A 15795-nucleotide genomic window follows, 5' to 3' on the forward strand; every position below is an offset into this window, starting at 1 on the left:
CAGCATTGTCCGTGCAATGCAACCGGTTATTGCACTTTTTATGGGGATTTTTCTTCCCGCCGTTGACACGGGGGCGGACGCCGATGTATTACATGATATCCGTTTGGACATCACGACTGTCAGGAGAAAGACATGGTAACTCATATCGTATTATTCAAGCTCAAGGAGCGGACCGAGGAGACTGTAGAGAAAGCCCGGACCCTGCTGCTCAGCATGGAAGGGAAGGTCGAGCTGCTGCGCTATCTGGAGGTAGGTGTCGACCAGATCCATTCCGAGCGTTCCGCCGACATAGCCCTGGTGACGAAGTTCGATTCCTGGGACGATCTGCAGGCTTACCAGGTGCATCCCTACCACGCCAATGAGGTGGCAGCCTACATGAGGAGCGTTTCCTCTTCCGTGGTCGCCGCCGACTACCAGACGCTGTAACCCGAGATACGTCGCGCCGCTCCCGCATTCACTCCGCTTCTCTCGCCCCCCCACCCCCTAACCCCCTCCCGCGAGGGGCGGGGGAATCTTGGTGTGTTGGCGTAGACGCCATCACACCTAACCCTCTTGTACAGTGAGGGGCGGGGGGATGCCTGAGTGAGCGGGGACAGCCTTAAATCAGGACTTAAATTTCAAGAAACAGAACCGAAACAGGAGGAGCAAAGAGATGGAGCAGTGTCCATGTGGAACCGGTCTGGCCTACGCAGAGTGCTGCGAACCGAGAATCAAGGGTGCGCGCCCTGCGGAGACTGCGGAGGCGCTGATGCGTTCCCGCTATTCCGCCTACGTCAAGGTGGAGACCGATTACATATACGAAACCACCCACCCCAAGCACCGCGAGGGGTATGACCATGCAGGGACCAAGGAGTGGGCTGAGAGCGCCGACTGGCAGGGACTCGAGATAATCTCGGTCAAGAACGGCGGGGTCGACGACCCCACCGGCGAGGTCGAGTTCATCGCCCGTTTCGAGGAGAAGGGCGAGCCGAGGGAGCATCACGAGCTGGGGCTTTTCAAGAAGGAAAAGGACCGGTGGTTCTTCACCGACGGCAAACCGGCCGGACGACAGCAGCCGATCGTGAGCGCCAAGGTGGGCCGCAACGAGCCCTGCCCCTGCGGCAGCGGCCAGAAGTACAAGAAGTGCTGCGGGAAATAGTTACGATTCTCTAGAAGGAGTTCGAATATGGTCATCGCCAGCAAGATTGCCGGTTTTATATCAAGGGCGTCGTGGATCAGAAAGATGTTCGAGGAAGGGGAATTGCTGCGCAAGCAATTCGGCGCGGACAACGTCTATGACTTCACCTTGGGGAACCCGGACGTGGAACCGCCCCGGGAATTCAACGATGCCTTCCTGAAGCTCGCCCAGTCCCCGATCCCGGGAATGCACCGTTACATGAACAACGCGGGGTACATCGAGACCCGCAATGCCGTGGCAAGGGCCCTGAGCAGCGCGTCCGACCTCCCGGTGCAAGGCGGGCAGGTGGTGATGACCTGCGGGGCAGGCGGGGCGCTCAACGTCGTCCTCAAGACCATCCTCAACCCCGGTGACGAGGTCATCATCCTCGTTCCCTTCTTCGTCGAGTACAAATTCTACATCGACAACCACGGCGGTGTTCCGGTCGAGGTCTGGACCGATCCCGAAACCTTCCAGCTCGACGTCGAGAAGATCGGGGAGGCGATCACCGCCAAGACCCGCGCCATCATCATCTGCTCCCCCAACAACCCGACCGGCGTCATCTACCCGGCCGGGAGCCTCACGGCACTGGGCGAAATGGTGAGCGCCAAGGAGCAGGAATTCGGCAGCCAGATCTGCGTGATCTCCGACGAGCCCTATGCCAGGATCTCCTACGACGGCAAGCACGTCCCGAATATCTTCCGCTACGTAACCAATTCCGTCATAGTCACCTCCCATAGCAAGGACCTGGCGCTTCCGGGCGAGCGGATCGGATACCTCGCGGCGAGCCCGAGGATGAAGGACGTGGAGCAGTTCATGGAAGGGGCGGTCTTCTCGAACCGCGTCCTCGGTTTCGTGAACGCCCCGGCGCTCATGCAGCGGCTGGTGGCCGATCTGCAGCACATCTCGGTCGATATCGCCGCCTACCAGGAGAAGCGGGATCTCCTGTACAATGCGCTGACCGGCATGGGGTTCGAGATGGTCCGCCCCGATGGCGCCTTCTATTTCTTCCCGAAATCGCCGCTCGCCGACGACGTGGAATTTGTGAGGGCCGCGCAGAAGCACAGGATCCTGCTGGTCCCCGGGGCAGGCTTCGGCGCCCCCGGCTACTTCAGGATCGCCTACTGTGTTGATAAAGGGATGATCGAGCGCAGCCTCGACTCCTGGCAGAAACTCGCCCGCGAGATGGGGCTGAAGGGCTGAAAGAGAAGGATGTAAAGGACGTCGATGACTGAAACGATACTGATCGTAGACGACGAAGAGGGGATCCGGTCGGCACTGGCGGGGATTCTCGAGGACGAAGGATACCGGACCGCATGCGCCGCCGACGGCGCGGAGGCTCTGGCCCTCTGTGCGCGGGAGCTCCCGGGACTGGTCCTCCTCGACATCTGGATGCCGGGGATCGACGGCATCGAGACCCTCAAGCGGCTCAAGGAGCAGCACCCCTCGCTGAACGTCATCATGATGAGCGGGCACGGCACCATCGAGACCGCCGTCAAGTCCACCAAGCTCGGCGCCTACGATTTCATCGAGAAACCCCTGTCGCTGGAGAAGGTGGTGGTCACGGTGGAGAATGCCTTGGCCATGACCAGGCTCAAGGAGGAGAACGCCTCGCTGCGCGGCATGGTGCTGCAAAGCCACGAGATGATCGGCGGCTCTGCGGCGATGGTGCAACTGAGGGAGCAGATCCGCATGGTGGCGCCGACCAACGCCTCGGTGCTGATCACCGGCGAAAACGGCACGGGAAAGGAACTGGTCGCCCGCTCGGTCCATTTCCACAGTCAGCGCCGGGAAAAGCCTTTCGTGGAGATCAACTGCGCCGCCATCCCTGAGGAGCTGATCGAGAGCGAGCTCTTCGGCCATGAGCGGGGGGCCTTCACCGGGGCGGTGGCCCAGAAGAAGGGGAAGTTCGATCTGGCCGACGGCGGGACGCTTTTCCTGGACGAGATCGGGGACATGTCCCTGAAGACCCAGGCCAAGGTGCTGCGGATACTGCAGGAGCAGAAGTTCGAGAGGGTAGGGGGGACGAGGACCCTGGAGGTGGACGTAAGGATCGTGGCGGCGACCAACAAGCTCCTCGAGGAGGAGATCAGGAACGGCGCCTTCCGCGAAGACCTCTTCTACCGTCTGAACGTCGTTCCCTTCAAGGTTCCGCCCCTGCGGGACCGGCGAGACGACATCCCGCTGCTGACCGGCTATTTCCTCGAAGCCTTCTGCAGGCGGGAAGGGCGTGAGCTGAAGCGGATCGTGCCGGAGGCCATGGAGGCGATGCAGCGCTACGACTGGCCGGGGAACGTAAGGGAGTTGAAGAACATCGTGGAGCGCCTGGTGATCATGACCCCTGGCGGCACCATCACCCTGAACCATCTCCCCGACTATCTCTCCGCCGATGCCGGCGGCAGGGAAGGGGGAGGCGGAAAGCTCGACAGCGTCCTTGAGCTCTCCAGCCTGCGCGAGGCCCGCGAGGAGTTCGAGCGCGAGTTCATCATCCAGAAGCTCGAGGAGAACGACTGGAACGTCTCCCGTACCGCGGAAGCCATCGAGCTCGAACGCAGCAACCTGCACAGGAAGATCAAGAGCTACGGCATCGACATGAAGAAGTAAGCCGGAGCAACATCTTCTCAGTCTGCAGGAGTCACATATGGTGTTACGACTTTTCCTTCTCTTCTCCATCATCCCGGTCATCGAAATCTACCTGTTGATCAAGGTTGGCTCGCTGATCGGGGGGCTGCCCACCGTGGCGCTGCTCCTCTCCATCAGCCTGCTGGGCGCCTGGCTCGTTCGCACCCAGGGCTTCAGGATCTTCACCGAGATCCGCTCCGAGCTGTCACAGGGGAGGGTTCCCGCGGCGCAACTTCTGGACGGCGCGCTGGTCCTGGTCGGCGGCGTCTTGCTGATGACCCCCGGCTTCTTCACCGATTTCCTGGGTATTTTCTTTCTGGTCCCGCTGACCCGCAGAGTGATCAAGATGTGGCTGGGGATCTGGCTGCAGAAGCGCCTCGCCAGGGGCGCCTTCGTGGTCAAGCGCCGTTTCTGATCCCCTCCCCGCTGATCATCGCCCGAAGTCCCTGAACCTCTTCGCGGCGGGATGCCGCTCCTACGACTCCCGCTCCCTCTGACAATCCCGAAATACAAATCCCGGATCTCCTCCCCGGCTCCCTCCCGTCCTCCATCTCCTTCCCCACTGGCCGCGGTCGTTGCGCCCCTCACTTTTTGGGCTAAACTCTTGCCATGTCCGTTTCACCCAAAGATTTCAATGGCTAAGACAAAGGACGCCCGAGATGATCCTGATAGAGGAGTACAGGGGAGTAAGTATCACGGAGCAGAGCGTGGAGATCGTGGAGCGGAAGGGTACAGGCCACCCGGACCAGATCTGCGACTGCGTCATGGACGCCATCTCCGTGGCCCTTTCCCAGGCCTACCTCTCGGATTTCGGCACCATCCTGCACCACAACATCGACAAGGGTCTCCTCGCCGCCGGGCGCGTCGAGAAATGGTTCGGCGGCGGGAGGGTCATCCAGCCGATGGAACTGACCATCGGCGACCGCGCCACCATTGCCGCCTCCGGCAGGGAAATTCCGGTTCGTGACATCGCGCTCGCGGCCGCGAAGGGATGGATCAGGAAGCACCTGCGCTACGTCGACCCAGACGAGCACGTCACTTTCCGTTTCAAGCTCGCTCCCGGTTCGCAGGAACTGACCGACATCTTCGAGCGCCCCGGGGCGATCAGGGGCGCGAACGACACCTCCGCCGCGGTCGGCTACTTCCCGCTCAGTCCCACCGAAGAGGCGGTGCTGGCCGTCGAGCGGGAATTGAACGGGGAGCGCTTCAAGGCCCTCTTTCCCGAAACAGGAGAGGACGTGAAAGTGATGGGGCTTCGCTGCCACAACGAACTGGAGCTGACGGTGGCCATGCCGCTCCTTGCCGCGGCTGTCCATTCTGAGGGTGAATACTTCGCCCGGAAGGAGGCGATAAGCTCGGAAATGCGCCGCTTCGTCGCCGCTCGGGCGGCCGGCTTCAGCCGCGTCTCCGTGAATTTCAACACCCTCGACCAGCCCGGGCGCGGCCTTGGCGGCGTCTACCTCTCCCTCTTGGGGACTTCGGCCGAGGATGCCGACTCAGGTCAGGTCGGGAGGGGGAATCGGGTCAACGGGCTCATCCCGATCGGCAGGCCCATCGGAACTGAAGCCGCCGCCGGCAAGAACCCGATGAGCCACGTGGGAAAGATCTACAACATCCTCTCCCACAAGATGGCCCGTGACCTTTGCCAGGAGGTGGAGGGGGTGCAGGGGGCATTCGTACTCTTGCTGAGCCGGATCGGCGATCCCGTGGACAGGCCGGTGATGGCCAACGTCCAGCTCCTGACGGCGCCGGGGAGGCGGCTAGCGGAGGTCGAGGGTAGGGTGAGGGAGCTGTTGGAGAGAGAATTTTCCCGAATGAACGATTTCTGCCTCGCCCTGGCGAGAGGGGAGTACCCGGTGAGCTGATGCGGGAGGGCCTGCCAGGGCGGTTTTTTCAGCACTTCGCTTTTTTTTTGCAGGTTATTGGTTACACTAGAAACGTTTATTATAGACGGAGGGGTGTTTTTATGGGCCTTGATCCTACTGTCCTGAGCGAAGCCGGCTTGACCGAAGACGATGTCAGGTCGAGGATTGCCGAGATTACCAAGGGGGTCTTCTCCACCATGGTCATGCTGGATGTTGTCGACCAGAGTCCGTTGACGGAACCTGTTGTCTCCTTTCATGACACCATGACCAGCATGGTCGGCCTGGCCGGGAGCCATTCCGGCATCCTCGCCATCCACTGCCCCAAAAATCTCGCCCTGAAGGTCACCACCAACATGCTGGGGATGGACGTCACCGAGATAGACAACGACGTCAACGACGCCATGGGTGAGATTGCCAATATGATCGGCGGTGACGTCAAACACATCTTCTCCCCCAAAGGGGCGGACATCAACCTCTCCATCCCCACCGTCATCTATGGCAGCGATTACGTGCTGGAGAGCATCTCGACATCGGAAGCGCTGGTCATTCCCTTTGACTGCGAGGGTGAACGCTTCCTCCTCACCTTCAAGATCGGAAAATAGCACCTCCACCAGGTCGTCATCCTGTCTTCGCCGATTTCTACGCGGTCAGCGGCGGCGCCCCGTCAGACAGGCCGCACGGCGTCTGCTGCCGGCCTCCCTCAAATCGCACCGAAAGACCTCCTCCGGTTGCATTGTCAGCCGAACCACCTCCTCCCATACTTCGACCGACGCCCCTCGATAATCCGGAAGCGATTCTCCTCATGACCCGCGGGCTCTACAAATGGTTGACAAGAGAGGGCGATACGGTGAAAATGAGTAATTGCTGATATTTGCAGCAACATGTGATATTCCGCATCATCCTGGGGAGGTTTTTTGGACACCGTCTTCGTTGAGCTGATCGTCATCTTCATCCTCATCATCATCAACGGCTTTTTCTCCTGTGCCGAGTTCGCCATCATATCCGTCAGAAAAAGCAGGGTGGCCCAGCTGGTTGCCCAAGGCGACCACCGGGCAGCCATGGTCGAGACCCTCCAGCAGGACCCCCACCGCCTGCTGGCCATCGTGCAGATCGGGGTGACAGTCGTCGGATCCACAGCCTCGGCGGTCGGCGGTGTGATCGCGGTCGACTACATCCGCCCCATCCTGCAACGCTCCTCCTTCGCCGTAGTGCGCAATGCCGCCGAGCCTGTGGCAATCACCATCGTGGTTTCCGCCATCTCCTACCTCCTGCTGATCCTGGGCGAGCTGGTGCCGAAGACCCTGGGATTGCAGTATGCCGATACCCTCGCTCTCAAGGTTGCCAAGCCTATCACCGTGCTGGCCAGGATCGCCGGGGTGCTGGTGGCCTTGCTGACCTACTCCAGCAAGGCCGTCTTCGCCCTCTTGCGCCTCAAGGGAGGGGAGAGAAGGGGGTTCATGACCCGTGAGGAGGTACAGCACATCGTGGCCGAGGGGCATGAAAGCGGGATCTTCAGCGAGACCGAGCAGACCTTCATCGAAAACGTCTTCGACTTCACCCATACCACGGTCCGTGAGGTCATGGTTCCGCGCACGCGGGTGGTGGCTTTCGACCTCAACCTCCCGAAGGAGCAGATCGTAAAAGGGGTGCTGGACAACATGTACTCGCGCTATCCCGTCTACCTTGGCAGCATCGAGGAGACGGTCGGCTTCATCCACGGCAAGGACCTGCTGGGCCGGATGGTGCAGGAGCCCGGCTTCGACATCCGCTCCATCGTCCGCCCCCCCTTCTTCGTGCCGGAGGGGAAGAAGGTGAGCGACCTGCTGAAGGAAATGCAGAAGAACCGCAACCATATGGCATTCGTGGTCGATGAGTACGGCGGCATCAGCGGGATAGTGACCACTGAGGACCTCCTGGAGGAACTGGTGGGCGAGATCGAGGATGAGCACGATGTGGGCGAGCCGGGCACGGTGCAGGTGCTGGCGGACGGCGCCTTCCTGGTCGACGCCCTCATCTCGATCTCCGATCTCGAGGACCTGCTGGAGATGGACCTGGGGGAGGATCTTCCCTACGACACCCTGGCAGGTTTTATCCTGGACCGCATCGGCGGGTTCCCGGAGCAGGGAGAGATGCTGGAACTGGGCGAGTATACCCTGATCTGCGAGGAGGTGACCCCCACCGCCATTTCCAAGGTCAGGATCGTGAAGAAGCAGGAACCTGAGAAACCTGAGGGACTAGGGGCTGGGGATTAGGGACTAGGGACTAGGGACTAGGGACTGGGAACTGGGAACTGGGAACTGGGAACTGGGAACTGGGAACTGGGAACTGGGAACTGGGAACTGGGAACTGGGAACTGGGAACTGGGAACTGGGAACGACAGTCGAGTGTGCTGCGGTTCTCCGGAGCCTGCCGAAGTTATGTTGCCGTTCGCCCTGAGCCTGTCGAAGGGTGCACACGTGTCTTTAAGCTTCCCCCTCGGTTCCCAAGGGGGAAGTCGCTTCACGATTATTTTCTTCCATGCGGGCGATGATGCTTCCCCGCAATGAGGACCGACGCCAGGACGGAAATCACCAGCGTCCCGACGATAATTCCCAGCGAGAATGGTAGCGGGATATCGACCACGTCGACCAGGAGCATCTTGGCCCCCACGAAGGCGAGTATGAAGGAGACCCCGAGCTTCAGGTAGGCGAACATCTCCATGACGTTTGCCAGCAGGTAGTACAGGGAACGCAGTCCCATGATGGCGAAGACGTTGGAACTGTAGACGATGAGCGGGTCGCGGGTCACCGCCAGCACGGCCGGAATCGAGTCGACTGCGAAGATCAGGTCGCTCGATTCGACCACCACCAGCGTCAGCAGCAGCGGTGTCGCCGCCAGAATTCCGGCCCTTTTGATGAAGAACCGGTCCCCCTTGGCCCTCTTGGTGATCGGGACGAACCTTCGCAGCAACCGGACCAGGAGGTTGTTCTCCGGTTCGATCTTCTCTTCCCCTCCGAAAGCCATCTTGAACCCGGTGTAGACCAGGATGGCACCAAAGATGTACACGATCCAGTGGAAGCGCTCGATCAGCTCGATCCCCACCACGATGAAGATCCCCCTCATCACCAGCGCACCTATGATCCCCCACTTCAGGATCTTGGGCTGGTGAGCCTTTGAAACCCCGAAATAGCTGAAGATCATGATGAAGACGAAGAGGTTGTCGACCGACAGCGATTCCTCGATCAGGTAACCGGTGAGGAACTCCAGAGCCTTGTCGTGACCGAGGTAGATCAAGACGGCGACGTTGAAGGCGGCGGCGAGGCCGACCCAGACGGCGGTCCAGGTCAGGGCCTCGCGGAAGCGGATCTCGTGGCTGTGCCGGAAGACCCACAGGTCCAGGAGGAACATGAAGGCTATCACGGCTGCGAACCCCAGCCACATGGCGGTTTGAATCGACATCACTCCCCCTTTCTAGCGTGCCATCTGCTCAAGTCTGGCGATCCTCTCCTCCATGGGGGGATGGGTCGAAAAGAGCTGCATAAGAGAACTCCCGCTCAACGGATTCACGATGAAGAGGTGCGCGGTAGCAGGGCGCGCCTCCTCCATGGGGAGCATCCGCGAGGAACTCTCCAGCTTGCGCAGTGCGTTCGCCAGCGCCAGCGGTCGTCCGCAGAGCCTCGCGCCACCTTCGTCCGCCAGGTATTCCCGGGACCTGGACACCGCCATCTGGATCAGCATGGCCGCAATGGGGGCGATGATGGCCATGGCGAGCCCACCCAGGACCCCGCCCCCTTCGTCCTCATCGTTCCTGCTTCCCAGGATCGCCCCCCACTGCAGCATGTTCCCCAGCATCGAGATGGCCCCGGCGATGGTTGCCGCGATGGTGGAGATGAGGATGTCCCGGTTGGCGACGTGGCTCAATTCGTGGGCCATCACACCTTCCAGTTCCTCCGGGGTGAGTATCCGCATGATCCCTTGCGTCGCGGCGACAGCGGCATGCTCCGGGTTTCTGCCGGTGGCGAAGGCGTTGGGGCTTTCGGAAGGGATGATGTAGACCCGCGGCATGGGGAGCCCGCCCTGGACGGCCAGCTTCCTCACGATGCCGTAGAACATCGGGTTCTCCATCTCGGTGATCTCCTGGGCGCCGTACATGCGCAGCACGATCTTGTCCGAGAACCAGTAGGAGAAGAGGTTCATGGCGCAGGCCATGAAGAAGGCGAAGTACATCCCTCCCCGGCCACCGATGGCCTGGCCCATGGCCACCATGATGAGTGTCAGTGCGGTCAGTAGAACTGCGGTCTTGAATCTGTTCATCTCGTACCTCCTGCGTTGGTATCGCCCGGGTGGTAGCGGTAATAAAAAAGACCTTTACCCGAGCGCTTCTTGGCACTGGGTAAAGGTCTCGCATACACTGACGTTGGTCATAGTCCCGTGTCCGGGCCATAAGGCCGTCCTGACGAACTGACGGGTCGGCTCTTCAAGAGCCGATTGCTACTCCCCTTTACTAAGGTGAAATATAATTACTGCACTGCTTGGTGTCAACCTGTTTCTTTAATAATTATCAGCATCCTATCCGGTCCGAGAGCAGGATGGCCTCGGCCAGCTGGCGCATCGAGATCCTGCGGTCCATGGCCAGTCGCTGCATTCTGCGGAACGCCTCCGCCTCGGTCAGCTTGTCCCGCTCCATGAGCCGGCCCTTGGCCTTCTCGACCATCTTCCTGCTTTCGATGTTCTCCTTGAGGCTGGCGACCTCCTCCTTGAGCTTCTCCACCCTGCGCGCCGCCGCCAGGGAGAGGACCAGTGCCGCCATCAGCTCGTCTTCCCTTACCGGCTTGGCCAGGATGGTCGAGATGACCGACTCCCCCCAGAGCTGCACACCCTCCACATCGCAGCTGTCTGCGATGATGATGATCGGGATGGAGAGCCGGTCCCAGAGTTTCTTCACCATCGCGCTGAGGCCGCCGTCGGAAGGGGAGAACTCTATGACGGCTACCTCCGCACGGCTCTCCAACGCCTCGGCGTAAAGCTCACCCGGACCGTGCGAAGCTATTATTTCAGCAAACCCTCTTCCCTGCAGCCTCTTTTTTAGGCTCCCCAGGAGCTTCTCGTCGCGAATGTACAGGACTGCTCTTCCCATGTCTTTTCACCCCCTTACGGCGATTCGGACCACCGCGATCCGGCATAACGGGATGTAAATGAGCATAAAGCGTTCCAAAACCAATTAACTGATGCTATAACTTGGAGGTGATCGGAGGTGGATGTGAGAAGAGGGATCATCCTGGCGGTATTATTGGTTGTTTTGGTAGCGGCCCTTATATGGTATTTCCGGCGGTCAGGCGACGACTCTCACGCCGGGCTACTGCGGATTTCGGGAAACATCGAGTTGACCGAGGTACAGGTGAGCTTCAAGGTTCCGGGCCGGGTCTCGGCGCGGCTGGTGGATGAAGGGGCGCGGGTGAAGCAGGGAGACGTCGTTGCGAGGCTCGAGGATGCCGAGCTGAACGACGAGCTGCGGCAGGCGCAGGCGGATGCCGATGCGGCCGCCGCCAACCTCGCCGAGGCCGAAGCTGGCTCCAGGCGCGAGGAGATCTCCCAGGGTGAAGCCCAACTAGCCAGGGCCGAAGCGGAGGCCGTGCGGGTGGCGGCCGACTACAAGCGGGACGTCGCCTTGTACAACAAGGAGGTCATTCCCAAGCGCGAGCTCGATGTCGCACGGGCCGCTGACGAGCAGGCCCGGGCCGCGGTGCGCGAGCGCAGGGAGGCCCTGACGCTGCTCCGCAAGGGACCCAGGCGGGAGCGGATCGACGAGATGAGGGCGCGCTTCAAGGCGGCGCAGGCGCGTCTGGCCAGCTCGAAGGAACGGTTCGGCTATGCCACCCTGGTGGCCCCCATCTCCGGGGTGGTGCTCTCCAAGTCGGTCGAGCCGGGGGAGCAGGTTGCTCCCGGGACCCCGGTGATTACCCTGGGGGACCTGACGCAATGCTGGTTGAAAGGGTATATCCCGGAGACCGAGCTCGGGAGGGTCAAGATCGGGCAGCGTGCGAGGGTGACGACCGACAGCCTCGGCGGCAGGGTCTTCGAAGGCCGGGTCAGCTTCATATCCAGCGAGGCGGAGTTCACCCCCAAGAACGTACAGACCGAAAAGGAGCGGGTGAAGCTGGTCTACCGCATCAAGATCTCCCTGAATAATCCCGGGATGGAGCTCAAGCCCGGCATGCCTGCCGACGCCGAGATCGAGGTCGGTCCTGCTCAGCCGGCCGGGGCGCCGGTCCCTGTTCAGGCGCGGTAGGTAGAGGCATGGGGGGGACTTACGCGATAAGGACGGAGAAGCTCTCCAAGTCCTTCGGCCCGCTCACCGCTGTGGAGGAGCTGACCCTGACCGTACCGCAGGGTCAGCTCTTCGGGCTGGTGGGATCCGACGGGGCCGGCAAGACCACGACGCTGCGGATGCTGACCGGCATCATGGATCCCAGCGGCGGAGAAGCCTTCGTGCTGGGAGAGAGCATGAGGAACCCGGCGGAGTCGGTGCGCGGCAAGATCGGCTACATGAGCCAGCGCTTCGGGCTCTACCCCGACCTGACCGTTCTGGAAAACCTCCTCTTTTATGCCGATATCCAGATGATTCCGCGCCGGGGGCGGGAGGAGAGGATCGAGGAACTCCTGGCCTTCGGGAAGCTCACCCCCTTCAAGAAGCGCCCTGCAGGAAAGCTGTCAGGAGGGATGAAGCAAAAGCTCGGGCTGGCCTGCGCGCTGGTGCACAAGCCGCGCGTCCTCTTCCTGGACGAGCCGACCAACGGCGTCGACCCCGTTTCCCGTCGCGACTTCTGGCGTATCCTCTACGGCTTGCTGGCAGAAGGGGTGACCATCTTCGTGGCCACCGCCTATCTCGACGAGGCGGAGCGTTGCGGCAGGGTGGGGCTGATGCACAAGGGGAGGCTTCTCGCCTGCGATTCGCCGAAAGAGCTCAAAAATCTCATGAAGGGTGGAGTGCTGGAACTGACCACCAGCGATCCTCGGCGCGGCGTGAGGGCGCTGGCCGCTTCTTTCCCCTCAGGCTCGGTGGCCCTCTTCGGCGAGAGGCTGCATCTCTACGCGCCTGACCCGGATGAGGCCCGGCGCAGCGCGGAAAAGACCCTTCATGATGCAGGCGTCGATCTCATTTCCGTCAGGGAGGTCGAGGCTTCCCTCGAGGACCTCTTCGTTTCGCTCTTAAGGTGAAAGGTGAATGGTGAATGGTGAATGGTGAATGGTGAATGGTGAATGGTGAATGGTGAATGGTGAATGGTGAATGGTGAATCCGACCCAAGCGTCCCCCCCTTGACAAAGGGGGGACAGGGGGGATTTGCCTTTGATGGATAATCACCTGCTGTTAGATATTGTCTTTGCCTTTCTTTAATGATTTAATGGCAACCCTGATGGTCACTGACGTTGTCGCCCTCTTATCCATTGTTCAGGAGATATTGTAATGTCATCTCGTGGATTCAGAATATTCGCCAAGAACTTGATCCTGTTGCTACTCGTTCTTAGTGTCTCTGCCTGCGTCACTGTGAAGAAACCGCTGACCGGTCTGGTCCCGGGGCGTGAAGTCGAGACGCTGCAGTCTCCCATCTCCGTCTCCGTCACCAGTGGCGAACACACCACCAGCGGCCATGGATTCCTCATCTATAAGGAGCCCCAGCGCTTTCACATGGCCCTGCTCTCGCCTTTCGGGCTCACGGTCTTCGAGGTCTTCATCGAGAAGGACCGCCTGACCTGCCTGGTTCCTTCCAAGCAGGCGGCCTATACCGGGCTCTTTTCCCAACTCCCCGAGAACAGCATCCTCCAGAGCATGGCCCTGATGAAATGGGTGGTGGCCCGTCCGCCGATAAAATTGCCCTCGCCCGGGAGCAAGGAAATGAATGCACCGTCCGGTGATCACTACTATTTCGAGGAAAACGGGCTGATAGAGCGGAAGGTTTCTCCGGAAGGTGACGAAGTCACCTATCAGGATTACCGGAACATCGACGGCATCGGCTTCCCCGAGGCCATCGTCATCGCGAGCCGCTACGGCGCGACGGTCAAGATTTCTTTCGACGAGCCCCTGTTAAACCAGAACGTGGAGGATGCAGCTCTTGCGCCCAACATGGAAGGGTTCAGCATCCTGCCTCTCACCGAGTTCAAAGGTTTCTAAGCGCGCATGCCGAAGCTACCGCCGGCGGGGTTAGCCGCTGCCACCAAGGCCGCCGTCGCCGCACATCTGGAATGGATCTACCGGGCCACCACGCTGAAGCCCCTCAGGGTGACGGTCATTTCCCTGCTCCTGCTGGTCCTCTCCGCCATATCCATCTTCAACCTCCATTTCGAAACCGATTTCTTCAAGCTCTTTCCTTCCCAGCAAGGCGCGCTGCGCCTATTCCTTGACACCCTCAACTGGAGCGGCAGCGCCAGGGAGGCCTTCTTCCTTTTGGAAGGGGACAAGGATGCCTTGATACGCGACGGCGAGGCCTTCGCAGCAAAACTCAAGGCGCTGCAGGTGGATGGCAGACCCGCCTTTGCCAAGGTCAGCTACCGGAGCTACGACCCCGCCGAGGCGTCAGCCTTTGCCGATTTCATCGGCTATGCCGTTACCCGCCCCCAGATTTTCCTGGCCCCTGAACAGGCAAACGAGTACGTGACCATGCTTCAACCGGACCAGATGGACCGAGCACTCGGTCGCGCACAGGCGGAACTGGCAAGCCAGGCGGGGATGTCGCTGCGGGACCTTGTCGCCGCCGACCCTCTGTATCTGCGGGACCTGATCCTCCCCCGCCTGAAAAAGGGGAGCCAGTCGCTCGATCTCGATCCCACTTCCCCATACTTTCTCTCCCGCGACGGCCGGGTGCTGATCATCATCGCCCAGACAGCGCGGCCTGTGCAGGACATGGAGTTCGCCCGTAAGCTGGTGGCCGGCATCAACGAGGCCCGGCGTGGTTTTTCCGTCCATATCTCCTGTACCGGCGCCCAGATCTCCGCGGTGATCGACGAAGCTACCATGAAAGGGAGCATCCTCGCCTGCATCGGCTCCTCTCTGGTCGTGGTGCTCGGGCTGTTCTACCTCACCTACCGCCGGATTCTCCCGACCCTGCTGATCCCGCTGATCCTCCTCTTCGGGGTGGCCCTGGCGCTGGGAGTTGCGGGGCTTTTTCTCCGTTCCATCCACATCATCTCCTTCGCCTTCATGGCGCTCATCATCGGTCTCGGCACCGACTACTCCATCCATATCTACGACCGCTTCTATTCCGAACGCACCGCGGGAGCCTCGGTGGACCAGGCGCTGAGAGCGGCTGTAGTCGACAGCGGTCACGGTGTATTCACGGCCGCGGCGACCACCGCCTTCCCGTTTCTGATCCTGATGGTCTCCGACGTGCGCGCCCTGTTCGAGTTGGGCCTGCTGGTGGGGCTCGGTGTCATCTTCTCGATGTACGCGACCTTCCTCTTCCTGCCACCGCTGCTGATCTTTACCGAGCGGCGTTATCCGGGGGCACGCTACAAGCCCTTGCCCGGTTTCGGGCTGGGGCGGGTATGGCGAATTGCGCGGCGGCGCCCCCTCATGAATGCTCTCCTCTCGTTGCTGGTCCTTGCCGGCCTCCTGGTGGCATCGTTCTTCATCGGGTTCGAGGGAGAGGTCAAAAATCTCCAGCCGAGGCTTTCGGAAGCCTTCCTGACCCAGGAGAAAATAGAGAAGCATCTGAGCCTCTCCCCGAAGCAGATGCTGGTCGCGGTTGAGGGGAAAGAGCTGGATGACGTCATCTCCCGGGGGGCGAAGGTTGAAGCACTCCTTCAGGGGTATCAGGATAAACGCCGGCTGGCTGGATATTCATCGCTGGAGCAGGTGATAAACGGCAGGGACATGCAGGTCGGGGTGCTGGCAAGGATCAAGGCACTGATGGGCGATGAGGACCCGGGGGAGGAACTTCGGCGGGCGTTGGAGAGAAACGGCTTTGCCGCCGAGTCATTCGACCCTGTTGTCTCGGGTCTTCAGTCACTGAAAGGGGCCACCCCGGTTTCATCGCTGGAGGCTGTTTCACGGCTGGAAGCCTCCCCGCTGCGCGGCGTGGTCGAGCGGCACCTGATGAGCGGAGACGGAGGCTACCACCTCCTTTTTTACCTTTTCTACCGTGGAGCCGAGTTCGATCAGCGTACCTTCCTGAAGGA

Annotated in this window: 15 protein-coding genes; 12 read left to right on the forward strand and 3 right to left on the reverse strand. The window is 60.9% G+C overall.

The features are described 5' to 3' along the window. The first annotated feature begins 132 nt into the window (after positions 1-132). The 8 genes from AC11W3_RS08490 to AC11W3_RS08525 all read left to right on the forward strand — a co-directional run bounded on the left by AC11W3_RS08490 (position 133) and on the right by AC11W3_RS08525 (position 7895). Positions 133-426, forward strand: coding sequence for a Dabb family protein (locus tag AC11W3_RS08490; protein ID WP_484090004.1), 294 nt, complete (start codon positions 133-135; stop codon positions 424-426). A 226-nt stretch (positions 427-652) separates the two neighbouring features. Next, the gene (locus tag AC11W3_RS08495) at positions 653-1138 is read left to right on the forward strand and encodes a YchJ family protein (RefSeq protein WP_484090005.1); all 486 of its coding nucleotides are present in this window, start codon (positions 653-655) and stop codon (positions 1136-1138) included. Between the two features lie 27 nt (positions 1139-1165). Next, positions 1166-2359 (forward strand): pyridoxal phosphate-dependent aminotransferase, encoded by a 1194-nt coding sequence (locus AC11W3_RS08500; RefSeq protein WP_484090006.1) that lies wholly within the window; start codon positions 1166-1168, stop codon positions 2357-2359. Between the two features lie 24 nt (positions 2360-2383). Then, the gene (locus AC11W3_RS08505) at positions 2384-3760 is read left to right on the forward strand and encodes a sigma-54-dependent transcriptional regulator (protein ID WP_484090007.1); all 1377 of its coding nucleotides are present in this window, start codon (positions 2384-2386) and stop codon (positions 3758-3760) included. A 37-nt stretch (positions 3761-3797) separates the two neighbouring features. Further along, a complete protein-coding gene (locus AC11W3_RS08510; protein WP_484090008.1) occupies positions 3798-4193 on the forward strand; it encodes an FxsA family protein in 396 nt (131 codons plus the stop codon). A gap of 244 nt (positions 4194-4437) precedes the next feature. Then, positions 4438-5643: a methionine adenosyltransferase gene (locus tag AC11W3_RS08515; RefSeq protein WP_484090009.1), complete on the forward strand. Its 1206-nt coding sequence runs from the start codon at positions 4438-4440 to the stop codon at positions 5641-5643. Between the two features lie 101 nt (positions 5644-5744). Next, positions 5745-6245, forward strand: coding sequence for a chemotaxis protein CheX (locus AC11W3_RS08520; protein ID WP_484090010.1), 501 nt, complete (start codon positions 5745-5747; stop codon positions 6243-6245). A 312-nt stretch (positions 6246-6557) separates the two neighbouring features. Beyond that, positions 6558-7895: a hemolysin family protein gene (locus tag AC11W3_RS08525; RefSeq protein WP_484090011.1), complete on the forward strand. Its 1338-nt coding sequence runs from the start codon at positions 6558-6560 to the stop codon at positions 7893-7895. A 253-nt stretch (positions 7896-8148) separates the two neighbouring features. Here AC11W3_RS08525 and AC11W3_RS08530 read toward each other — a convergent pair whose 3' ends face one another. From AC11W3_RS08530 to AC11W3_RS08540, 3 genes are all read right to left on the reverse strand, one after another. Continuing rightward, complete coding sequence (locus tag AC11W3_RS08530) at positions 8149-9081, reverse strand: TerC family protein (RefSeq protein WP_484092828.1); 933 nt, start codon at positions 9079-9081, stop codon at positions 8149-8151. Positions 9082-9093: 12 nt separating this feature from the next. Further along, positions 9094-9936 carry a zinc metalloprotease HtpX gene (htpX, locus tag AC11W3_RS08535; RefSeq protein WP_484091293.1) on the reverse strand — a complete coding sequence of 281 codons (843 nt, stop codon included), beginning with the start codon at positions 9934-9936 and terminating at the stop codon, positions 9094-9096. Between the two features lie 247 nt (positions 9937-10183). Then, positions 10184-10759: an ANTAR domain-containing response regulator gene (locus tag AC11W3_RS08540; RefSeq protein WP_484092829.1), complete on the reverse strand. Its 576-nt coding sequence runs from the start codon at positions 10757-10759 to the stop codon at positions 10184-10186. Positions 10760-10882: 123 nt separating this feature from the next. Here AC11W3_RS08540 and AC11W3_RS08545 point away from each other — a divergent pair, with 123 nt between their 5' ends. The 4 genes from AC11W3_RS08545 to AC11W3_RS08560 form a co-directional block, all read left to right on the forward strand. Continuing rightward, complete coding sequence (locus tag AC11W3_RS08545) at positions 10883-11911, forward strand: HlyD family secretion protein (RefSeq protein ID WP_484091295.1); 1029 nt, start codon at positions 10883-10885, stop codon at positions 11909-11911. Between the two features lie 8 nt (positions 11912-11919). Further along, positions 11920-12840, forward strand: coding sequence for an ABC transporter ATP-binding protein (locus AC11W3_RS08550; RefSeq protein WP_484091296.1), 921 nt, complete (start codon positions 11920-11922; stop codon positions 12838-12840). 247 nt (positions 12841-13087) lie between these two features. Next, positions 13088-13792, forward strand: a complete 705-nt coding sequence (locus tag AC11W3_RS08555; protein WP_484089456.1) for an outer membrane lipoprotein LolB — start codon at positions 13088-13090, stop codon at positions 13790-13792. Positions 13793-13798: 6 nt separating this feature from the next. Then, positions 13799-15795, forward strand: a 1997-nt coding sequence (locus tag AC11W3_RS08560; RefSeq protein ID WP_484092830.1) for an MMPL family transporter, incomplete at its 3' end; no start/stop codon positions are given.

The sequence above is a fragment of the Geomonas sp. genome, assembly GCF_056994735.1.